The organism is Amycolatopsis sp. lyj-112 (genome assembly GCF_046549055.1).
Classification (GTDB): Bacteria; Actinomycetota; Actinomycetes; order Mycobacteriales; family Pseudonocardiaceae; genus Amycolatopsis.
The window spans coordinates 295,520-315,827 of sequence record NZ_JAJPWS010000002.1; the positions used below are offsets into that span (position 1 = coordinate 295,520).

Sequence of the window (20,308 nt, forward strand, 5' to 3'; positions counted from 1 at the left end):
CGTTAGAACGACCCAAATCACTCACGACCTCCACCCACGGTCTGACCGCGAGAACCGACCGCGGGCCGATCCGCCAGGACGCCTGGATCGACAGGCTTCCGGGTATGCGAAACGACTACGTCTTCCCCGGCCGAAGCGTCGCCGGGATTTCGATGATCCTCGGCCCGCTCCTGTTGGTCACCGGCACGCTGCTGCGCTCCCAGGTCAACTTCTTCTTCCCCGACCAGCTCAAGGCGATGAGCGAGCATCCCGGGCTGATGACCGCCGCCTACACCTGTTTCCTCGCCGGCAACGTCCTGCTGTGGCCCGCCATCGTGGCTCTCGCGACGAGGATCGGCCAGACCAGGCCGACGCTGGCCGCATGGGGCGGCGTACTGGTCCTCATCGGACTCTTCGAACGGACTTTCCACGCCGGGATCGACCAGGCGGCAAGGGGTCTCACCGAGCGGCGCGGGCCAGGGTTCGCCGAGAGCGTGGTCAGTGAGTCCTATCAGGACATTCACCTGTTCAGTTTCCTGTCCTTCACCATCATGTTCGGCTGGTACGTGCTCGCGTTCGCGGCCTACCGCGCCAAAGCGCTCGGCATCGTGCAAGCGATCGGGCTCGCGACGATGGGACTCTTGCCGCTGGGCGTGCTGAAGGGCACGGAACTGCTATCGATCATCGGCACCGTCGGCCTTTGCGTCGCCCTGGTCCCGGCCGGGATCGGCGCACTCCTCGAAGGGCCGAAACCGAGCCGCAGGACGGTCTTGCTGACGGCGATCGCGATTCCGGCGCTGGGCGCTCTCGCCTACGTCAGCACCCTAGGCTGAGACGACGTCAGGCCAGCAACCCGATGACCTCGGCGTCCTGCACCTGCCGGAAGTCGGCGTACCACTGGCCCACCGCCCGGAACTGCTTCGGCGCCTTGACGCAGACGAATTCGTCGGCTTCGTAGCGCAGCGCGTTCGCCGCTCTCGGAGCGCAGACGGGAACGGCGAACACCAGCCGGCGCGGAGCCTCCCTGCGCAGTGCGCGCAGGACCACCGTCGCGGTGACGCCGGTGGCGAGCCCGTCGTCCACCAGGATGACGTCCCGGCCACGGAGGGACGCGGCCTCCCGCTCGCCCCGGTATTCGAAGATCCGGCGGCAGGCCTCGGCCCGCTCCGTGGCTTCGGTCTCGGCGAGATCCTCCTGGGAAACCCCCAGGTGATCCAGGCCCGCCTGGTCGTAGATCGCCGCCCCGGACGCGGCGACGGCACCGACGCCGAATTCGGGACGGCCCGGGGCGCCGATCTTCCTCGCGACCGCGACTTCGAGCGGGGCGCCCAGCCGTCTCGCGACGACGTCGGCGACCGGGACACCGCCACGGGCCAGGCCGAGCACGATCGGATCGGTCCAGCCCCGGTGGCCCAGTTCGTCCGCGAGAAAGCGCCCTGCCTCTTCACGATCGGAAAACACCTGCGAACGCATGCGATCACCTCCGCTACAGGGAGTACCCGGTGCGGCGGATTCCGACACGAGCCGGATCGAACCATTTCCCCCATCAGACGAAAAGTATTTCCCGCGCGGTGCCTCAGGCCAGTCGCGCGGGCGCTTTCCTTGCGTGGTCGTCGGATTCGTGATCTTTTCCCGCCGGGAGACAGCCCATCAGCAGTACTACGCCGAGTGCGCCGAGAAGCATGTGCCCGGCGAGGATGCACAGCCCACAGAATCCGATCCACAATGAGATCTTCATTCTCGGATCGTAGACCTGGCGCCATTAACCGAGCCCCGACTTGGGAAAAACTTAAGGTCTCCTTTGGGCCAAGGGTCCGTTCGGCGTACGCAGGCGATGCACCACGATGGCGACCGTCGCGGCCAGGAACACCACCTGCATCAGGCTCCGCGGGACCAGTTCGTCCATGACCGACGTGACCGGCCCGTTCAGCGCCTTGGAGACGTTCGCCGGGAACATCCCCAGCAGCAGAAGGGTCAATCCGGCGGCCGCCCACGGGGCCGTGCGGGACCACAGCATCCCCGCCGCCCCGGCCAGTTCGAGGACACCGGTGACGGTGACGAGCAGCGCGGGCGCGGGCAGCGCGGACGGCACCATCGCGATGAGTTCCTCCCTCATCCCGATGAAATGCGCGAGCCCGGTCGTGACGAACAGCGCCGTGACGCCGCCGCGCACGGCCACCGGCCAGGGCTTCAGCCGCCGGACGCCGGCCCTTCCCAGCAGGAACAACGTCGCCGAGACGGCGACCAGCATCAGTACGGGTACAAGACCGGGATCCATGACCAAAGCCCTCCGAGCAGCGGAACTTGTCACTGACAAGATGCGTCATTGCGAGTCATCTTGTCAATGACTAGATTGGAGCTCATGAGTCCGTACCACCACGGCGACCTCCGCCGCGCCGTCCTCGACGCCGCCGTCGTGGCCATCACCGAAAACGGCCCGGCCGGGATCAGCCTCCGCGACCTCGCCCGGCGCGCGGGCGTCTCCCACGCGGGGCCGGTGCACCACTTCGGCGACAAGGCGGGGGTGCTCACCGCGCTCGCCGCCGAAGGGTTCGAACTGCTCGCGGACACCCTCGCCGACGCAAAGGAGCAGACGCGGGACTTCGTCGAGGTCGGGGTCGCCTACGTGCGGTTCGCGATCGAGCACCGCGCCCACTTCGAGGTGATGTTCCGCCCCGACCTCTACCGCCGGGACGACGAGACGCTGACGGCCGCGCGTGATCGCGCGGGCGACCTGCTCGCCGACGGGGCCGCCTCGGTCAGCGACGCCGGGATGGCCGGTGTCGCCGCCTGGTCGCTGATGCACGGCTTCGCGAACTTGTGGCTCACCGGCGCGCTGCGCACCGAGCACCTCGAGAACCCGGACGCCGCCGCCCGCGCGATCGCCCGGATCCTCTTTCCCTGAGCCGCCGCCCTAGACGACGTCGCCGAACTCCTTGCGCACCTGCGGCAGTACCTCGGTGCCCAGCAGTTCGATCGCCGTCATCACCTTCGCGTGCGGGACCCCGGACCAGTCCATGTGCAGCGAATACCGGTCCGCGCCGACGAGTTTGCCGATCGAGATGATCCGCTCGGCGACCTGCGCCGGGCTGCCGGTCAGCAACGCCTGCGCGTCGCGGGTGATCTCGTCGTACTTCGACCGCGTCGGCGGCGACCAGCCGCGTTCCTCGGTGAGATACCGCATCATCGAAAGCCAGTACGGGTAAAAGGAATCTCTGGCGTCCTGCGATCTCCGCGCGATGAGCCCGCAGCCGCCCATGGTGACGTGGAGTTCGCCGGGGTCGTGGCCGGCGGTGTCGGCGGCTTGGCGGTAGAGGTCCACGAGCGGCGCGAAACGCTCGGGTTCCCCGTCGATGACCGCGTAGACCACCGGCAAACCGAGCCTGCCCGCCCGGATCGACGAATCCGGGCTGCCGCCGCTGCCCAGCGCGACCCGCAGCTTCCGGCCGTACGGCCTCGGCAGCACCCGCACGTTGTCCAGCGCCGGCCGGAACCGCCCGGACCACGTGATCGGATCCTCGCGGTCGATTCTGAGCAGCAATTCGAGTTTCTCTTCGAAAAGCGCGTCGTAATCGTAGAGATGCGCGCCGAACAACGGGAACGATTCGGTGAACGAACCGCGCCCGGCGAGTATTTCCGCGCGGCCGCGACTGAGCTGGTCGAGCGTGGTGAACTGCTGGTAGAGCCGCACCGGATCCTCGGTGCTGAGCACGGTCACGGCGGTGCCGAGCGTGATCTGCCTGGTGACACTCGCGGCGGCGGCCAGTACCGTCCCGGGGTGGGAGATCGCGAAGTTGTCGAGATGATGCTCACCGAGTCCGTAGAAGGACAGGCCCAATTCGTCGGCGAGCCGGATGCGTTCCAACGTCTGCTCCAGTTTGTCCGCCACCGAGACCTGCTCCCCTGTGACGGGATCCGGATGGCGATCGCCGAAGCTGTGAATACCGAGTTCCATAACGCCTCTCGTGAAAAGACGTCCTGTCGGCAGGACAATTTTCCCTCGGTATCAGAGTAAGGGGAATCGAGGCGTCGGTTAAGAAATCGACGACCTGAACGCGGTGGTTCGCGGTCGAATCAGCCCGCGACGACGGTGCTCGCCCAGCGCGCCTTCAGCGTGGCGACGAAACCGGAGAACTCCGCGACCATCGACATCCGCTCCGGATCGACCAGCCATTGCTGCTGCAGGCCGTCCAGCATCGCGATGGTCATGCGGACGACGACGCCGACAGGCGTGTCCGCGCTGAACTCGCCGCGCTCGACGCCGGTGCGCACCGCGTCGGTCAGCCAGTTCTCGATGCCTTCGTAGTGCTCGCGCAGCCAGGTGTGCGCGGGGTGGCCGGGCTCGGTCGCCTCCGCGGCGAGCCGCACGAACAGCCCGACCAGCTGCGGCCGGGTGGAGTTCCTGGCCACGAGGGCGCCGAGCGCGTCGAAGGCGGCCCAGCCGAGCGGTGGCTCGGCGCCGTCGCGGGCCAGGAACTCCCCGTCCGAGCGGTCCCGTTCCTCGAGCACGGCGGCCAGCAGCGCCGCCTTGCTCGGGAAGTGGTGCAGCAGACCGGATTGGGACAACCCGGTCCGCGCGGCCACGGTGGCGATCGACGTGCCGCGGAACCCCGATGTGGCGAACAGTTCGATGGCGGTCCGCACCGCCTTCGCCCTCGACTCCTCGCCCGCGAGTTCTCCCCGCGACTTGGCTCGCGCCTTGCGGTACCGGGGCGGAAACGACATCGTGCTCAGACTTCCTGTCGAGGACCTTTTCCGAGCAGGGTAGCCCGGACGTCGCCGAGACCACGGGCGATCACGACCGTGCCCTCCCCGGAGAGCGGCCGCCAGCTCTTCCTATCCCAGACGCGCTGCACCCGCGGGTCGCAGGTCACCTCGACGCGTCCGGTCTCGCCCGGCGCCAGCGAGATGCCCGCCCAGCCGATGAGCCGCACCGGCTCACCCGGCTCGCCCGGCCGCAGGTACACCTGGACGACCTCGCGACCCTGGCGCGCGCCGGTGTTCGTCACGTCCACCGACACCGTCCGCACGACGTCGTCCTCGGCGGTCAGCGAGCTTTCGCCGTACTCCCAAGTGGTGTAGCCGAGGCCGTGGCCGAACCAGAACAGCGGCTCGGACTCCCAGCCGCGATAGCCGACCGCCGTGCCCTCGGCATACGGCAACGCACCGTCGACCGGCGTGACCGACCAGACCGGACCGTCGCCGTCCCTGGCCGGGAAGGTCGTGACCAGCCTGCCCGCCGGTTCCACCTCGCCGAGCAGCGCCGACGCCACCGCGGCGCCCGCCTCCTGACCCGGCAGGCCCGCCCACAACACGGCGTCGACCTGCGAAAGCCACGGCATGAGGACCGGCGTCGCGGCGTTGACCACGACCACCGTCCGCTGGGCGGCCGCCGCCACGGCCGCGACGAGCGCGTCCTGCTCACCCGGCAGGGTCAAAGTCGACTTGTCGTACCCTTCGGCCTCGCGTTCCTGGGTGAGCCCGACGACCACCACCGCGACATCGGCCTGCTCAGCGGCGTGTGCGGCCTTGCTGATCGCCTCGGCGGGCGCGAGCGGAGCGGCCCGGACCACCAGCCCGAAGATCGTCCGGTCGAGCTTCTCCACCAGCGTCGCGGTGATCGTCGTCCCTGGTTCGACGTCGCGTTCGGTCGTCCAGGCGGGCGGGCTGAGCAGGCCTTCGTGCGGGCTGCCGCTGCCTTCGATCCGCACGTCCGTCTTGTCTTCGCCGACCTCGAACGCCCACACGCCGAGCCCGCGCACACCGATCTGCAGCCGGGAAGGCTCGTCGAGGACCACCTGTGCGGAAAGCCGGACCGACGTCGCCTCATGGAGCCAGCCGCCGTCGACGATCACCGTTTCGGCGACCCCGAAATGCCGTGACTCCAGGACGTTCCCGTCGCCGTCGAGGGCGATCGCGCGCATCCCGGGTTCGCCGGTTTCGGGGTCGAGCACGGAACCGAGCGCGGGCGCGACCGGGATGTTCCGCACCTCGACGCCGTCGGCCACCCGCAGCCTGTCGCCGAGGGCCTCGGACAGGCCGTCCGCGATGCTGACGATATGCGGCGGCCGGACGCCCGCGGAGCCGCCGCCCTGCGCGATCGTCTCGGTGGCGTGCCGCCCGATGAGCGCGACCGTGCCGGTACCCGCGAGCGGCAGCGTGTCGTTCTTGTTGACCAGCACGGTCATCCCGCCCGCCGCGAGTTCCCGCAGGGTGTCGCGCCGCTCGGCACTGTCCGGCGCGGGGATGCCGGACGGCCAGCTTCGCTCGGCTCCCAGTGCCTCGGTTCTTAAAGCACCCACGCGTTCAGCGAGCCGGAGCAACCTGTCGAGGTGGTCGTCCACAGTGGACTCCGCGACCTCGCCCGCGCGGACCGCTTCCGCCAGCGCCTTCCCCCAAGGCCCGACCGGTCCGGGCATCACCAGGTCGAGACCGCCGTTCGCGCTCGCCGCGGTGGACTTGGTGGCGAACCAGTCCGATATGACCAGCCCGTCGTAACCCCACTCGCCCTTGAGGACGCCGTCGATCAGCTCGGCGTGCTCGGTCGCGGTGACACCGTTGATCTTGTTGTAGGAAGCCATGATCGCCCACGGCTCCGCGTCCGCCACGACCATTTCGAACGGCAGCAGGTACACCTCGCGCAGCGTCTTTTCGTCGACGACGGAATCGACCGTGGTGCGGTCGGTCTCCGATTCGTTGGCGAGGTAGTGCTTCGGAGTGGCGCCGATCCCGTTGTCCTGCAGGCCGCGGACATACGCCGTCGCGAGCACGCCGGTCAGCAGCGGGTCTTCGCTGAAAGCCTCGAAAAGCCTGCCGCCCAACGGGCTCCGGTGCAGGTTGATCGCCGGCCCGAGCACGACGTGCACCTCCTGCGCGCCCGCCTCTTCGGCGAGCAGCGCCCCGACCCTGCCCGCCACCGCCGGATCCCAGTGCTGGGCGATCAGGGTGGCGTTGGGCAGCAAGCTCGTGACCCGGCCGCCGGCGAACTCGGCGCCGCGGACCCGGTCAGCAGCCGGACCTTCGCGTCGAGGTCGAGTGCGTCCATAGCGGTCATCGTGGCCTCCTGAAACCAGGAGACCACGGTGACCGACCAAGTACTCGGTCGGTATATGCGACCGTTACCCGCCTGAGATTCCCGCGCTATGAGGCCTGTCCGGTGGGCATCACCGTGACCTGCTGGAAGTTCGCCCGCGCCGGGAGCGAGGTCAGGAAGGCGACCGTCTCGGCGATGTCGTCCGGTTCCAGCCAGGTCAGCGCCTCGCGGGCACCGTCCAGCCACTCGATCGCGGTGGGATCGGTGACGTGATCCTGCAGTTCGGTCCGGACGAAGCCGGGTTCCAGCGCCGCGACCCGCACGTTCTTCGGGCCGAGGTCGGCGCGAAGGTTCTTCGACAGATGCGTGACGTACGCCTTCGTAGCGGCGTAGACACCGAAGTGCGGGTAGACGTACTGAGCGCCGATGGAAGACGTGTTCACCAGATCGGCGAGCCCCTTCTCGGCCGCCGAAGCGACCAGCTGCGGCAGGAACGCGCCGATCGTGTTCATGAGGCCCGTCATGTTGACGTCGATCATGCGCTGCCAGTCATCGATCGCGAGTTCGTCGATCGGCGCGGCCAGCATCACGCCGGCGTTGTTGAACAGCAGGTCGGCGCGACCGAGTTTCGCTTCGACCTCGACTGCCGCCGCCCGCATCGCTGCGGCGTCGGCGACGTCGGCCGCGAGCACGAGCGCCGTGCCGCCGCCCTGTTCGATCTCCTTGGCCAGCGTTTCCAGCCGGTCCGCGCGACGGGCGACGATCGCGACCGCGGCACCGGAGGCGGCGAGCCTCCGCGCGGTCGCTTCGCCGATTCCGCTGGACGCGCCGGTGACGACGGCGACCCTGCCCGCGTGGCGTGCCAGGGGGTTGGTCATGAATGTCTCTCCTAAGTGGACTCGTTAGCACCTTCTGAGTCCAGATAACCGGCTCGCGCGGAGAGATGGCACGGCCTGCTCAACCTGGGTTCGCCAGTACCAGTCAGGCCTCGAGCGCACTCAAGACGAGGCCGGCGTGCTTGCGCCAGACGTCGTCGCCCTGCGCGGACGTCAGTTCGACGATCCGGCCGAGCGCGAGGATCTGCAGGCCGATGTCCGCGGAGGTGATCCCGGCCCGCAGCCGCCCCTGCGCGTGCGCCCGTTCGACCAGGTCGTCGAGGCTCTCCGCGAGATGCGCCCGGCAGGCGTCGAGCGCGCCTTCGGTGACGGTGAGCCCGTCCAGGAACGCCCGATGCCGGGCCATCATCGCGAGGGTTCGCTCGACGAACAGGCCGATCCCCTCCCACGCGTCTTCGGCCGCCTTCGCGCGCTCGGAGACGGCCGTCCACTCGGCGACGTCATCCTCCAGCACGGCTTTGACCAGGTCATCCTTCGTCGGGAAGTGCCGGTACAGGGTGGCGACGCCGACGCCCGCCCGTCGCGCGATCTCCCGGACGTCGGTGGCGAGGCCGCGTTCGGCGAAGGACTCGCGCGCGGCGTCCAGCACCTGGGTCCGGTTCCGCGCCGCGTCCCAGCGCTGACGCCGCGAAGTGGTCATGCCGGAACTCTACCTGTTCCGGAACGCATGTTTCGGTTACGGTGGTTTCCGGAACACCTGTTCCGGAACAGGAGGAAGACATGTCCACGATCGTGATCACCGGGGGAACCGACGGACTCGGCCGCGCACTGGCGGCGGAACGGCTGCGCGAGGGCCACACCGTCGTCGTGGTCGGCCGGAGCGAGGCGAAATTCCGGGAACTGGCGGGCGATGCGCATTTCGTCCAGGCCGACCTCCGCGAAGTCGCCGAGAACCTCCGCGCCACCAGGGAAATCGCCACGCGCTTCCCCGTCGTCGACACGCTGGTGCTCGGGGCCGCGTACGTCCACCGGACCCGGGAGGTGACCACAGAAGGGTTCGAGCACAACTTCGCGCTGTACTACCTGAGCCGCCACATCTTCGCGTCGGAACTCCAGGACGTCCTGGCCGCCGCCGAGCGCCCGCTGATCCTCGACACCACGGTCCCGGGCGCGCCGAAAGACGCGATCCACTGGGACGACTTCCAGCTGGAACGCGGCTATACCTGGAAAACGGCGAATCTCCAGAGCCGCCGGATGGGCCTGCTGTCCGCGAGCCGGCTCGCGTCCGACCACGTCCGATACGTGCTCTACAACCCCGGTTTCGTCCGCACGAGCCACCAGGGCGCGCTGGGTAAGACGTCGAGGGCGTTGGTCGGCGTCATGGCGAAACTCCTTGGTACGCCACCGGAGAAGGCCATCCGGCCGATGCTCGACCTCATCGAGAACCGGCCGGAAACGCCCTTGAGCGCCTACATGCGGAGCAAGCGCCTCAAACTCGACGACGTCGACCACGAAGAAGCCGAGCGGCTCTCTACAGCCACCCAGCGGCTCTTGGAAAAAGTCGCTAAATGAACTTGAGGTGCGAACGGCGCCGCAGCCGGAATCCCGACGCGACGGCGACCGCGGCGATCAGCACCACGGTCGAGATCACGCCGTGCGCGATACCTCGGATCAGGTAACCGGTGTCCGTGTGGTCGATGGCGTAGGTGCCGATCTCACGGCTGGACCAGAACGGCAGCAGCCGGGCGGCCAGGCTCGACGGGTCGGCCATCATCTGCAGGCCGATGACCATCAGCAGGACCAGTGTCCCTTCCAAGTCGCGCGGCAGCACGGAACTGAGCGCGAGCCCGAACGGCGCCGACACCGCGACCATCAGCACCATCACCAGCGCGACCGAGCCGTACCGGACGTCGTGCTGGTCGACGAGGATCAGCACGAAGTACGGCGCGGACAACACCAGCCCGACCGTCCACAAAGCACTCAACCGGCCGAGATAGAGGTGATGCCCGCGATAACCCGAGAGCCGGAGCCGCGATTCCATGCCGCGTGCCGCGCTGCCCGCGAACAGCGCCGCCGTGCTCAGCGCCCAGCCGAGCCCCAGGCAGACGAACCGGATCGACTGGCCGAGGTGGTCACCGCGACGGCTCAAGTAGAACAACAGCGGCAGTACCAGCAGGATCAGCAGCACGGACCGGCGTCGCAGCAGTTCGCGCAGCGCCATTTCGGCGACCGTCAGGATCTTCTTCACGCGACCGCCTTCCGGGCCGGGACGAGTTCGAGCACGGTGTCGACCCGGTCCAGCTGATTGAGCAGGTGGGTGACCACGACGATCGCCTTACCTGCTTCCCGCCATTCCCAGACCTGGTGCCAGAAGTCGAGGTAGGTGCCCCGGTCGAAACCCTGGTAGGGCTCGTCGAGCAGGAGGACGTCCGGCTCGCCGAGCCCGGCCAGGACCAGGTTCAGTTTCTGCCTGGTTCCACCGGAAAGGTGCCGCGCCTGCTTGCCGCGTCCGGGCTCCCAGTCCAGAGCCGAAGCGCGAGCATCGCCGACGCGGACCGCTTCGTCCCGGCTCATCCCCCGGCCCGTTCCGATCAGGACGAAATGCTCGCCGGCGTCCAGGAAATCCGCCGTGCCACCGTCCTGCGGGCAGTAGCCGAGCGAGCCACGCACCCGGACCTCGCCCTTGTCCGCGCCGATCAGCCCGGCGCAGATGCTCAGGAACGTGCTCTTGCCGCAGCCGTTCGCCCCGACGACCGCGGCGATCTCGCCCGACCGCACGGTCAGGTCCACCCCGTTCAACACTGTCTGACGGCCGTACTTCTTGGTGATGCCACGGGCTTCCAGCAGCACCTCGCCCGGACGTCGCCGGGGACGGCCGACACTGTCCGCGACCGCCGTGGCGTAGGCGGCGGGCGGCCCGAAGACGCGCATCGGGTCTCCACCGCCGTCACGCAGGTGCACGGCCGCCTCCGCGACCACCTGCCGTGCGGCGTCCCCGCCGACACCGCGACGGCGCAGTTCGTGCGCCAGCGCGGAAAGCCATCCGTCGTGGTTCATCGTCCCTCCCGCAAGATCGAGGCCACCCCGGCGGAGAACTCCTGCCAGTCGGCGGTGGCGTGCCGCAGCGTTTCCCGGCCTGCCGCGGTGATCCGGTAGTACTTGCGCGCGGGCCCGGCCGTCCCGTCCTGCCAGCTCGCGGTGACCAGGCCGAACCGCTGCAACCGCAGCAGCACCGGATAGAGCGTGCCGCCCTGGATGGGGCCGAGCCCGGCGGCGTCGAGCGACTGGGCCAGCTCGTACCCGTAGGACTCGCGCTCGGCGACCAGTGCGAGCACACACGGCGCCAGCACCCCCCGCAGCCACTGGCCTCGCCGGTCCTGATCCACGCGAGCAATGTAGCAGCACTATCTAGATAGCACTACAACCTAGCTCGTTCACCCGAGATCCGTCTCTGATCACACGAGTGTCGCCTCTGATCACGCGAGATCCGTGCCTGATCACGCCACTCACGACCATCGTGACCTGCGACGATGTACGCGCGAAGGAAAAGTCGAGAAAATGTCGCCGCCGCTGTCGAACCGGCGGGACGCCCTTCGTATAGGGGGTGACAGACCGCTTCGACGAAGGAGGACGCCATGACCCAGTACCTCATCAGCCTGTACCAGCCCGACGGCCCCACCCCGCCGCCCGAGTTCCTGGAGCCGGTGATGCGCAAGATCCAGGCGCTGAACGAGGAGATGCAGGCCGCGGGCGCCTGGGTGTTCGCCGCCGGCCTGCACCCGCCGACCACCGCGACCGTGCTGCGGGCCCAGGAGAGCGGCGACATCGTGATGACCGACGGCCCGTACGTCGAGGGCAAGGAACACCTCGGCGGGTTCACCATCATCGAAGCGCCGGATCTGGACGCCGCGCTGGAATGGGGCCGCCGGGTCGCCGAGATCACCTACCTGCCGATCGAAGTCCGGCCGTTTCAGGGCGAGGAAGACCCTTCGTGCGTTCCCTGACCTCCGAAGACATCGGCCGTGTCTTCACCGAGGAGTACGGCCGCGCGGTAGCGGTCCTGGTCCGCGTCTTCGGCAGTATCGATATCGCCGAAGAGGCGGTCCAGGACGCCTTCGCCGCGGCCGTGGACCGGTGGCCGTCCACCGGTCTGCCGCCGAGCCCGGCCGGCTGGATCATCACGACCGCCCGCAACAAGGGCATCGACCGGCTGCGCCGGGAGTCCGCCCGCGACGACAAACAGGCCCAAGCCGCGCTGCTCCGAACCGGCGACGGACCAGCAGAGGAGGGACCCGTGCGTGACGACCGCCTGCGGCTGATCTTCACCTGCTGTCACCCGGCGCTGGCCGTGACGGCGCAGGTCGCGCTGACCCTGAAACTGCTGGGCGGGCTGACCACCGGCGAGATCGCGCACGCGTTCTTCGTCCCGGAAACGACGATGGCGCAACGACTCGTGCGGGCCAAGGGCAAGATCCGGGACGCGAAGATCCCGTACCGCGTCCCGGACGACCCCGACCTCCCGGACAGGCTGCGTTCGGTGCTCGCCGTGGTCTACCTCGTGTTCAACGAGGGCTACACCGCCAGTTCCGGCGAGCGGCTGGTGCGGGAAGACCTGTGCGCGGAGGCGATCCGGCTCGGCAGGCTGCTGACGGAACTCATGCCCGACGAACCCGAGATCACCGGTCTGCTCGCGCTGATGCTGCTCACCGAGTCCCGCCGCGCCGCCCGCACCGGCGAGAACGGCGAGGTCGTCCTGCTGGCCGGGCAGGACCGGACGCGGTGGAACCGGGAGCTCGTCGCCGAAGGGCAGGCTTTGGTGCGCGGATGCCTGCGGCGGAACCAGCCGGGGCCGTATCAGATCCAGGCCGCGATCAACGCCGTCCACAGTGACGCCGCCGACGCGGAAGGCACCGACTGGTCCCAGATCGTCCAGCTGTACGACCTGCTCCTGACGATGAATCCGACGCCGGTCGTCGCGCTCAACCGGGCCGTCGCGGTGGCGGAGGTCGACGGCCCGGGCGCGGCGCTCGACGTCGTCGATAGCCTGAGGCTGGAGAAATACCATCTCTACCACGCCATCCGGGCCGATCTGCTGCACCGGCTCGGCCGTTCCGCGGAATCGGCGCAGGCGTACGAGACGGCCATCGCGCAGGCCGGGAACAGCGCCGAACGGCGGCTGCTGGAATGGAAACTGGCCGCCGTCAGTCCATGACCAGCCGGGCCGGGCCGGGGCCTTTCTCGGCGAGGACGTCACCGGGGTTGACCAGCACGCACTGCTCGAAGGACAGGCAGCCGCAGCCGATGCATTCGGTGAACCGGTCGCGCATGCACTCAAGCTGCTCGATGCGCTTGTTGAGTTCGGCGCTCCAGCAGGCGGAGGCGCGTTGCCAGAACGCGTGGTCCGGCGCGGCGCCGTCCGGCAGGAAGTCGAGCACGGAGCCGATCACCTCCAGCGGGATGCCGAGGTGATGCGAGGCCCGGATGAACGCGACCAGGCGGAGCGCGCTGCGGGGATAGCGGCGCTGGTTCCCGCTGGTCCGCTTGCTTTGGATGAGGCCCTGGCGCTCGTAGAAACGCAGGGCGGAGGCGGCGACACCGCTGCGCCGCGACAGCTCTCCGATGGTGATCTCCGACGGCAGTTCCGACATGTCCACGATCCTAGCTTGACTTAAACCCTTGTTTAAGTTCCATGCTGGAGGCATGACAGAACAGGGGATCGCGAAAATGACCATCCACAAAGGACTAGACGCCCTGCCGACACCGCGGGCCGACCTGGTGGCGGTGGCCCGGGAACACCCGAGCGCCGACGCGGCGCGGACGGCGTTCGAGGCGCGGGCGAAGGGGGCCGAGGGCCTCGTCTCCGTCACCGCCTACGAGGGCATCGGCCACGACGGCGCGTTCACCTACGAGCAGTGGACCAGCGAAGACGCCATCCAGGATCTGGACGGCGCTCCGGTGTACCGCCTCTACCGAGGAAATACCGGCGAGGGCGTCCCGGGTGCGCTCGTGGTCGTCTCGGTCGAGTTCGAGGGTCCCGACGAGCAACGGCAACGCGACTGGATCGACCTCGTCTTCGAGGCACTGGATTCGGAACCCGCTCAACCCGACGGCGGGATCTCGGGGTACTTCCACGTGAGCTCCGACGGCGAGCGGGTGTTGAACTACGCCGAATGGACGAGCGCCGAAGCCCATATCGCCGCGCTGGCGGCCCCGGGCGCCGACGGAATCGGCACGACGGACGCGTGGAAGAAGGTGCAGACCTACCCGGGCCTGACCGCGGGCGGGTCGGTCAAGCGGTACCGCCCGGTCACCTCGGCGGTGGCGGCATGAAGCCGATCCTGGTCGCCGGTGCCACCGGCAACGTGGGCGCGCAGGTCGTCACCCAGTTGCGGGCGCGGGACATCCCGGTCCGGGCGCTGAGCCGGAACCCGCCGCCGGACGGCGTCCGCGGTGATCTGGCGCGACCGGACACGATCGCGCCGGCGCTCGACGGCGTCGACACGGCGTTCCTGATGCTCGCCGGATCCGCCGAAGCCTTGGTACCCACCGTTTCGCTGCTCGGCGAGCACGTGAAACGCGTCGTGTTCCTTTCTTCGGGCGCTGTCGACGATTCCTTGCCGGAACAGGACAACCCCATCGGCGCCTGGCACCGGATCGTCGAAGAGGCGATCGAAGCCGCGGGGGTGGAGTGGACTTTCCTGCGGCCGCACGGGTTCGCGGCGAACACCCTGGGCTGGGCGCCGGCGATCCGCGCGGACGGCGTCGTCCGCGGGGCATACGGCGAGGCCTCGATGCCGCTGATCCATGAGCGGGACATCGCCGCGGTGGCCGTCGAGGCGCTGACCGGCAGCGGGCACGCGGAGGCGAAGTACGTCGTCACGGGCACGCGGCCGCTCACCCAGATCGAGCAGGTGCGGATCATCGGCGAGGCCGCCGGCCGCCCGGCGCGCTGGGAGGAGATCCCGCTGGAAGCCGCGCGGGAGGCGTTGCTCGCGAAGATGCCGGACTTCATCGTCGACACCATGCTCGCCGGGATGCGCGGCCTGACGGAGGAACCGAGCGAGGTCACCACGACCGTCCAGGACGTCACCGGCAGGCCGGCGCTGGACTTCGAGGTCTGGGCGGCCGACCACGCGGCCGACTTCCAGTAGACTCGGCTTCGTGTCGACACCGGTTCATGCCGCGGCGGTCCGTTAGCCGCCGTTCCTGATCTTTCTCCCCCGAGGACCAACGCCCGCGGGGTCTCTTCGCCGCGAGCGAAACAGGAACGGAAACCATGAACCCCCTGTCCATAAAGGACGGTGGTCGGCGCTGGCTGACCACCGTCGGCACGAATCCGCCGAGCACCGTGCTCAGCGTCGACGACGGCATCACCGCCGACGAGGCGTTCCGGCTCGCCACGATCGGCACCGCGCTCGCCTGGCACGGTGACTTCCCGAACGCCCGGAACCTCCTCGGCGCGATGTCGCGCCGCTATGACTCGAAAAGCGGCTCGGCGGCCGGGAAACCGTTCCAGGACCAGCGGAAACACCAGGCGCGCCGAGCGAGGATCCTCGGCAGGCTCCTGGTTCCGCTGGACGCCGGGCACGTCCTGCCGCTACGCCGCGGGCCGGACGTCCGAGTCGCCTGCACCGAGGCTTACGGCCCCTCGCAGGACGCGTCGCTGGTGTCGTTGCGTGAGCTGCTCGGTGTCGTCGGCGCGCACGAATGGCGGGTCAAGGGCGTCGAAATCCCGGCGCTCGGCTCGAAGATCCATCCGCACCACGGGGTCTTCTCCCCCGTCCGCGGCGAGTACGTCGATCTGGTGGCGCGAACTCCTTTGCCCTCGACGGAGCTGGCGTTCGACATCGGCACGGGGACCGGCGTCCTCGCCGCGGTGCTCGCCCGGCGTGGCGTCAAGCGGGTGGTGGCGACGGACAACGAGCCTCGCGCGCTCGCCTGCGCACGGGAGAACTTCGAGCGGCTCGGCTTCCGAGGAATCGAAACCGTTGAGACGGACGTGTTCCCGCCCGGCCGGGCACCTCTGGTCGTCTGCAATCCGCCCTGGCTGCCCGCCCGCGCGCGCACCCCGCTCGAACGGGCCGTCTACGACCCGGGGAGCCGGATGCTGCACGCGTTCCTGGACCGGCTGCCGCGTCACCTCGAACCCGGTGGGGAGGCGTGGCTGATCCTCTCCGACCTCGCCGAGCTGCTGGGGCTGCGCACGCGCGAACACCTGCTCTCCGCGTTCGCCCGGTCCGGGCTCCAGGTAGTCGGCCGGGAGGAGACGCGGCCGGTGCACCGCCGGGCCACCGACCCGAGTGACCCGCTGCACGCCGCGAGAGCCGCCGAAGTGACGTCGTTGTGGCGTTTGAGAACTGCTCAAAGGCCGAGCAGCGCCCGTGCCTGACTGATGAACGCGCGGGCGGCGGGGCTCACCGGCCCCTCCGTCCGCCAGGCCAGCGCCAGTTTCGCCCGCAGCCCGGCCGGCCGCGTGATCTCCATGGCGTGCAGTTTCGTGTAGTACGTCGCGAGCGACATCGGCACCACGGCGACGCCGAGCCCGCGTCCGACCAGTTCGGCGACGACGTTCGGGTCGCCCGCTTCGAGCGTCACCCGCGGCTTCGCGCTGTCGGCGAGGAAAGCGGCATCGACGATCGCGCGCATGCCGGTGCCCTTCGGCAGGCTCACCAGCGAGCGGCTTTCCAGTTCCGACAACGTGATCGTCGCGCGATCGGCGAGCGGGTCGTCCGGCGCGGAGATGGCGACCAGGGGCTCGTCGAGGACGACCTCCATGCCGATCCCCGGCGGCGGTTCGCCGGAGACCCCGATCAGGGCGATGTCGAAACGCCCTTCGGCGACGCCCGTGAGCAGGACGTCGGAGGTCGCCTCGGCGAGCGTGATGTCCACCGCGGGATGGCGTTCGTGGAACCGCGCGAGCAGATCCGGCAGGTTGACCGGGCCGCGGGAGGACACCATGCCCATCGCGACCTGGCCGCGGACGAGACCGGTGAGTTCGTCGACCGCCTGGCGGACCCCGGCGACGGCGGCGAGCGCGGCCCGCGCGTGCGGCAAGGCGGCCTCGCCGACGTTGGTGAGCCGGACCGCCCGCGCTGACCGATCGAGCAACGGCTGGCCCAGCTCGCGTTCGAGCCGCCGGATCTGGGCACTGACCCCGGGCTGCGCGACGTGCAGCCGCTCGGCGGCCCGGGTGAAGTTCGCCTCTTCGGCCACGGCGACGAAGTACTCGAGCTGGCGAAGTTCCATAAGCATCGATTCTAGTTGACAGACAAACTAGATCTTGGACTTCTGATCGGATCGAGACCAGGCTGGACACATGACCTCCACCATGCTCCGCCCCGGCGACTCCGGCTACGACGACGAACTCGCCGGTTTCCAGACCGCCGTCCGCCGCCGTCCCGACGTGATCGTGGCCGCGACCTCGGCCGCCGACGTCGTCGGGGCGGTCCGGTACGCCGGCGAGCACGACCTGCCGGTCGCCGTCCACTCGACCGGGCACGGGCTGACCGTCCCCTTCGAAGGCGGCGTTCTCGTCACCACCCAGCGCATGACCGGGATCCGGATCGACGCGGAAAGCGCGACCGCGCGCGTCGACGCGGGGGTGCGCTGGGGAGCGGTCATCGAAGCGGCCGCGGTCCACGGGCTCGCACCGCTGAGCGGCTCGTTCCCCGGCGTCGGCGTCGTCGGCTACACCCTCGGCGGCGGGTTCAGCCTGCTCGGCCGCAAGTACGGGCTCGCCGCCGACCAGGTGACCGCGATCGACGTCGTCACCGCCGACGGCGAACTCCGGCACGTCACCGCCGTCACCGAACCGGACCTGTTCTGGGCGCTGCGAGGCGGCCGCGACAACTTCGGGATCGTCACCGCGCTCGAATTCCGGCTCGTCCCGGTCACCCGCCTGTATGGCGGCAGCCTGCAGTTCGGCACCGAGTCGCTGCCCACCGTCCTGCGCGCTTGGCGCGACTGGACGGCGGAGATGCCGCGCGAGATGACGTCGTCGCTGACCATGGTCCCGATGCCGGATCTCCCGATGGTGCCCGAACCCCTGCGTGGCAAGCACGTCGCCCAGATCCGGATCGCCTACCTGGGTGACGCGGCCGAGGGCGAGCGGCTCGTCGCCCCGCTGCGCGCCGCCGCGCCCGTCTTGGGTGACACGCTCGCCGAGATCCCGTTCACCGAATCCGGGTCGATCGCGAACGAGCCCCCGTTTCCGCACGGCTACCGCGCGGACAACGTCACGGTGACCGAATTGAACGACACCATGCTCGACGCGGTCCTCGAACACGCCGGCCCGGGCGCACCGGTGCCGACCGTCATCCTGCTGGACCTGCTCGGCGGTGCGCTGTCCGACATTCCGGACAACCCTGGTGTCGGCTGGGACCGCGAAGCGCGCTTCACCGTGCGAGCACTGTCCGTGGTGGACGACGCGGCGCTCACCGAGATCCGCGCCGCGCACGGGAAGCTGTTCGACGCGCTGAGCCCGTGGTCGACCGGCAAGCTGCTGACCTTCGTCTACGGCGAGAGCAGCCCGGACGAGGAAGCGGCCAAGGTGTATTCCGCGGCGGATCTGCGACGGCTTCGCGAGGTCAAGGCCGCCTTCGACCCGCGGAACCGGTTCCGGTTGACGCACAACGTCCAGCCCGGCCGTGACACTGAGTGACGCCCCCGAAAGTAGCTGGTAGACGGCCTTGATCCGGGGCGAAGGGGGTGCGCGGGGCCCCCGTATACTTCCGGGCCGATACGCCGATAGGGGGCACTGTGCGCACTTTGGACCATGACGAGTTCCTCGCCATGCGTCGATTCCCCGCGCTCGACGGGCTGCGCGCGATCGCGGCCACCATCGTGATCCTCTTCCACTTCGCGGGTCCGAAGTGGGAATGGCTGTCCGGCTGGGTCGGTGTCTACATCTTCTTCGTGCTGTCGGGCTTCCTGATCACCACGCTGCTGCTGCGTGAGCAGGACCGGACGGGACGGATCTCGCTTTCGGCGTTCTATCTGCGCCGGGTGTTCCGGATTCTGCCGCCCTACCTGGTGATCCTCGCCGGGATCGTGGTGTTCGTCTGGCTGCGCGGCGAGTTCTTCGAACGCGAGTTCCCGCACGCGCTGAAGTACTACCTGACGTTCTTCAACGAGTTCTTCCCCGCCAGCTCCCCGACCGGTCCGGACAACTTCTTCAGCGGCTCGTGGACGCTGGGCATCGAGGAGAAGTTCTACCTGGTCTGGCCGTTCCTGCTGGTGGTCGCGGGCGCCGTCGGGCTGGCCGCGGCGTGGCGCAAGCTCGCGCTGGCGTTCGCCGCGTTCGCGCTGATGATCGGCCTGGTGCAGGTCACCAGCGGCTGGGTGCTCAACGGGCCGCAGGTGCCGATCTACCGGTCGACGGTCCACTACGCGATCCTGCTGATCGGCTGTGTGCTCGCGGTCGCGATGCACTACCGCCGGTCCTACGCGGTGATCAAACCGCTGACCCACCCGCTCGCGGCGATCCCGGTGTTCGGCGCTTTCGCGCTGCTGCACGTCAACATGGAGAGCCTGTGGTGGTCGACCGGCAGCAACCTGGGCCTCCTGGTGGCCTACGGGCTGCTGTCGGCGATGTTGCTGGTGGTGCTGATCGCCCCCGGGCCGCTGCGCTGGCTGCTGGCGAGCGCGCCGATGCGCTTCGTGGGTGAGCGGTCCTACTCGCTCTACCTGCTGCAGGGGCCGGTGCACTTCGCCATGGTCGAGGCGATCCCGCCGCTGGGCGAGCACCGGATGATCAGCGCGCTGACCGTGTTCGCCATCGGGCTCGCGATCGCGGATTTGATCCACCGCTGGGTGGAGCAGCCGATGATCGTCACCGGTAAGAAGCTGATCGCGCGCCGCCAGGAGCGCAAGGCCCTGCGTGCGGCCGAGGCCGAGCTGAAGAAGGAACCCAGCGCGGTCGAGGCTCCCAGCGCCGCACGCTGATCCCGCACGCCGATCCCGCGCGGTTAGTCCTCTACTTGCGGTCCTTGCATGTGCAACTACCGCAAGTAGAGGACTAATTGCGTCAGCGGGTGAGCTTGACGATCGGGATCACGCGTTCGGTCTTCTTCTCGTAGTCGGCGAAGCCGGGCATGAGGCTGACCATCTTCGCGTAGAGCCTGTCGCGCTCGGCGCGGTCTTCGAGGACCACGGTCGCGACGGCCTCGAACTTCTCGGTGCCGACCTCGACGGTGACCTTCGAGTTCGCCGAGATGTTGTGGTACCAAGCCGGGTTCTTGTCGCTTCCGGCATACGAAGCGGCGATGACGTACTGGCCGTCGTCCTCCGCGTACACGAGCGGCGAAGTCCGCGGCTCACCGCTCTTGGCGCCGGTGGTGGTGAGCAGCAGGAGCGAACCGTTCTCGAACGGGCCGCCCACCTTCCCGTCGTTCTCGCGGAATTCCTTGATGATGTTCTTGTTCCAGTCGAGCGTGTCGGACATCCGGGCGCCTTCCTCCAG

General features: G+C 69.0%; 24 protein-coding genes. 10 read left to right on the top strand and 14 right to left on the bottom strand.

What is annotated here, in order from left to right; translation table 11 throughout:
* Nucleotides 1-104 precede the first annotated feature (104 nt).
* On the top strand, nucleotides 105-812 hold the full coding sequence (locus tag ACLJRL_RS08160; RefSeq protein WP_410655458.1) for a hypothetical protein: 708 nt from the start codon (nucleotides 105-107) through the stop codon (nucleotides 810-812).
* Nucleotides 813-819: 7 nt separating this feature from the next.
* Here the strand turns inward: ACLJRL_RS08160 and ACLJRL_RS08165 are convergent, their stop codons facing one another.
* The 3 genes from ACLJRL_RS08165 to ACLJRL_RS08175 form a co-directional block, all read right to left on the bottom strand.
* Nucleotides 820-1,452, bottom strand: coding sequence for a phosphoribosyltransferase (locus tag ACLJRL_RS08165; RefSeq protein ID WP_410655459.1), 633 nt, complete (start codon nucleotides 1,450-1,452; stop codon nucleotides 820-822).
* 103 nt (nucleotides 1,453-1,555) lie between these two features.
* On the bottom strand, nucleotides 1,556-1,717 hold the full coding sequence (locus tag ACLJRL_RS08170) for a hypothetical protein (protein ID WP_410655460.1): 162 nt from the start codon (nucleotides 1,715-1,717) through the stop codon (nucleotides 1,556-1,558).
* A gap of 51 nt (nucleotides 1,718-1,768) precedes the next feature.
* Nucleotides 1,769-2,257, bottom strand: coding sequence for a DoxX family protein (locus tag ACLJRL_RS08175; protein WP_410655461.1), 489 nt, complete (start codon nucleotides 2,255-2,257; stop codon nucleotides 1,769-1,771).
* Between the two features lie 84 nt (nucleotides 2,258-2,341).
* Between ACLJRL_RS08175 and ACLJRL_RS08180 the strand changes: the two genes are divergently transcribed.
* Nucleotides 2,342-2,884 carry a TetR/AcrR family transcriptional regulator gene (locus tag ACLJRL_RS08180; RefSeq protein ID WP_410655462.1) on the top strand — a complete coding sequence of 181 codons (543 nt, stop codon included), beginning with the start codon at nucleotides 2,342-2,344 and terminating at the stop codon, nucleotides 2,882-2,884.
* A gap of 9 nt (nucleotides 2,885-2,893) precedes the next feature.
* On the opposite strand, the gene ACLJRL_RS08185 is transcribed toward ACLJRL_RS08180, so the two are convergent.
* From ACLJRL_RS08185 to ACLJRL_RS08205, 5 genes are all read right to left on the bottom strand, one after another.
* Entirely contained in the window at nucleotides 2,894-3,934 is a 1,041-nt protein-coding gene (locus ACLJRL_RS08185) for an LLM class flavin-dependent oxidoreductase (protein ID WP_410655463.1), read from the bottom strand.
* Between the two features lie 119 nt (nucleotides 3,935-4,053).
* Nucleotides 4,054-4,704 (bottom strand): TetR/AcrR family transcriptional regulator, encoded by a 651-nt coding sequence (locus tag ACLJRL_RS08190; protein WP_410655464.1) that lies wholly within the window; start codon nucleotides 4,702-4,704, stop codon nucleotides 4,054-4,056.
* 5 nt (nucleotides 4,705-4,709) lie between these two features.
* Nucleotides 4,710-7,073, bottom strand: a complete 2,364-nt coding sequence (locus ACLJRL_RS08195) for a beta-glucosidase family protein (RefSeq protein WP_410655465.1) — start codon at nucleotides 7,071-7,073, stop codon at nucleotides 4,710-4,712.
* A gap of 46 nt (nucleotides 7,074-7,119) precedes the next feature.
* On the bottom strand, nucleotides 7,120-7,890 hold the full coding sequence (locus ACLJRL_RS08200) for an SDR family oxidoreductase (protein ID WP_410655466.1): 771 nt from the start codon (nucleotides 7,888-7,890) through the stop codon (nucleotides 7,120-7,122).
* Nucleotides 7,891-7,993: 103 nt separating this feature from the next.
* Nucleotides 7,994-8,548, bottom strand: a complete 555-nt coding sequence (locus ACLJRL_RS08205; protein WP_410655467.1) for a TetR/AcrR family transcriptional regulator — start codon at nucleotides 8,546-8,548, stop codon at nucleotides 7,994-7,996.
* 80 nt (nucleotides 8,549-8,628) lie between these two features.
* Here ACLJRL_RS08205 and ACLJRL_RS08210 point away from each other — a divergent pair, with 80 nt between their 5' ends.
* On the top strand, nucleotides 8,629-9,420 hold the full coding sequence (locus ACLJRL_RS08210; protein WP_410655468.1) for an SDR family NAD(P)-dependent oxidoreductase: 792 nt from the start codon (nucleotides 8,629-8,631) through the stop codon (nucleotides 9,418-9,420).
* On the opposite strand, the gene ACLJRL_RS08215 is transcribed toward ACLJRL_RS08210, so the two are convergent.
* From ACLJRL_RS08215 to ACLJRL_RS08225, 3 genes are read right to left on the bottom strand one after another with little or no spacing between them, the layout of a single operon-like run.
* Nucleotides 9,413-10,096, bottom strand: coding sequence for a hypothetical protein (locus tag ACLJRL_RS08215; RefSeq protein WP_410655469.1), 684 nt, complete (start codon nucleotides 10,094-10,096; stop codon nucleotides 9,413-9,415). The genes ACLJRL_RS08210 and ACLJRL_RS08215 overlap by 8 nt on opposite strands.
* Nucleotides 10,093-10,905, bottom strand: a complete 813-nt coding sequence (locus ACLJRL_RS08220) for an ATP-binding cassette domain-containing protein (RefSeq protein WP_410655470.1) — start codon at nucleotides 10,903-10,905, stop codon at nucleotides 10,093-10,095. The genes ACLJRL_RS08215 and ACLJRL_RS08220 overlap by 4 nt, the downstream gene beginning before the upstream one ends.
* Nucleotides 10,902-11,234 carry a PadR family transcriptional regulator gene (locus ACLJRL_RS08225; RefSeq protein ID WP_364034104.1) on the bottom strand — a complete coding sequence of 111 codons (333 nt, stop codon included), beginning with the start codon at nucleotides 11,232-11,234 and terminating at the stop codon, nucleotides 10,902-10,904. The genes ACLJRL_RS08220 and ACLJRL_RS08225 overlap by 4 nt, the downstream gene beginning before the upstream one ends.
* 249 nt (nucleotides 11,235-11,483) lie before the next feature.
* On the opposite strand from ACLJRL_RS08225, the gene ACLJRL_RS08230 reads away from it, so the two are divergent.
* Nucleotides 11,484-11,852 (top strand): YciI family protein, encoded by a 369-nt coding sequence (locus ACLJRL_RS08230; protein ID WP_410655471.1) that lies wholly within the window; start codon nucleotides 11,484-11,486, stop codon nucleotides 11,850-11,852.
* On the top strand, nucleotides 11,840-13,060 hold the full coding sequence (locus ACLJRL_RS08235; RefSeq protein ID WP_410655472.1) for an RNA polymerase sigma factor: 1,221 nt from the start codon (nucleotides 11,840-11,842) through the stop codon (nucleotides 13,058-13,060). Before ACLJRL_RS08230 ends, ACLJRL_RS08235 begins: the two co-directional genes overlap by 13 nt.
* Here ACLJRL_RS08235 and soxR read toward each other — a convergent pair.
* The gene (soxR, locus tag ACLJRL_RS08240) at nucleotides 13,050-13,496 is read right to left on the bottom strand and encodes a redox-sensitive transcriptional activator SoxR (protein ID WP_410655473.1); all 447 of its coding nucleotides are present in this window, start codon (nucleotides 13,494-13,496) and stop codon (nucleotides 13,050-13,052) included. The two genes, ACLJRL_RS08235 and soxR, sit on opposite strands and share 11 nt — an antisense overlap.
* Before the next feature lie 52 nt (nucleotides 13,497-13,548).
* Here soxR and ACLJRL_RS08245 point away from each other — a divergent pair, with 52 nt between their 5' ends.
* From ACLJRL_RS08245 to ACLJRL_RS08255, 3 genes are all read left to right on the top strand, one after another.
* Entirely contained in the window at nucleotides 13,549-14,178 is a 630-nt protein-coding gene (locus ACLJRL_RS08245) for a hypothetical protein (RefSeq protein WP_410655474.1), read from the top strand.
* Entirely contained in the window at nucleotides 14,175-14,999 is an 825-nt protein-coding gene (locus ACLJRL_RS08250; RefSeq protein ID WP_410655475.1) for an NAD(P)H-binding protein, read from the top strand. The genes ACLJRL_RS08245 and ACLJRL_RS08250 overlap by 4 nt, the downstream gene beginning before the upstream one ends.
* Before the next feature lie 125 nt (nucleotides 15,000-15,124).
* A complete protein-coding gene (locus ACLJRL_RS08255) occupies nucleotides 15,125-16,237 on the top strand; it encodes a methyltransferase (RefSeq protein ID WP_410655476.1) in 1,113 nt (370 codons plus the stop codon).
* Here the strand turns inward: ACLJRL_RS08255 and ACLJRL_RS08260 are convergent.
* Nucleotides 16,210-17,094, bottom strand: coding sequence for a LysR family transcriptional regulator (locus ACLJRL_RS08260; RefSeq protein ID WP_410655477.1), 885 nt, complete (start codon nucleotides 17,092-17,094; stop codon nucleotides 16,210-16,212). The two genes, ACLJRL_RS08255 and ACLJRL_RS08260, sit on opposite strands and share 28 nt — an antisense overlap.
* Nucleotides 17,095-17,164: 70 nt before the next feature.
* Here ACLJRL_RS08260 and ACLJRL_RS08265 point away from each other — a divergent pair, with 70 nt between their 5' ends.
* Nucleotides 17,165-18,508: an FAD-binding oxidoreductase gene (locus tag ACLJRL_RS08265; RefSeq protein WP_410655478.1), complete on the top strand. Its 1,344-nt coding sequence runs from the start codon at nucleotides 17,165-17,167 to the stop codon at nucleotides 18,506-18,508.
* A 98-nt stretch (nucleotides 18,509-18,606) separates the two neighbouring features.
* Nucleotides 18,607-19,791, top strand: coding sequence for an acyltransferase family protein (locus tag ACLJRL_RS08270; RefSeq protein WP_410655479.1), 1,185 nt, complete (start codon nucleotides 18,607-18,609; stop codon nucleotides 19,789-19,791).
* Between the two features lie 82 nt (nucleotides 19,792-19,873).
* Here the strand turns inward: ACLJRL_RS08270 and ACLJRL_RS08275 are convergent, their stop codons facing one another.
* A complete protein-coding gene (locus ACLJRL_RS08275; RefSeq protein ID WP_410655480.1) occupies nucleotides 19,874-20,290 on the bottom strand; it encodes a nitroreductase family deazaflavin-dependent oxidoreductase in 417 nt (138 codons plus the stop codon).
* Nucleotides 20,291-20,308 lie beyond the last annotated feature (18 nt).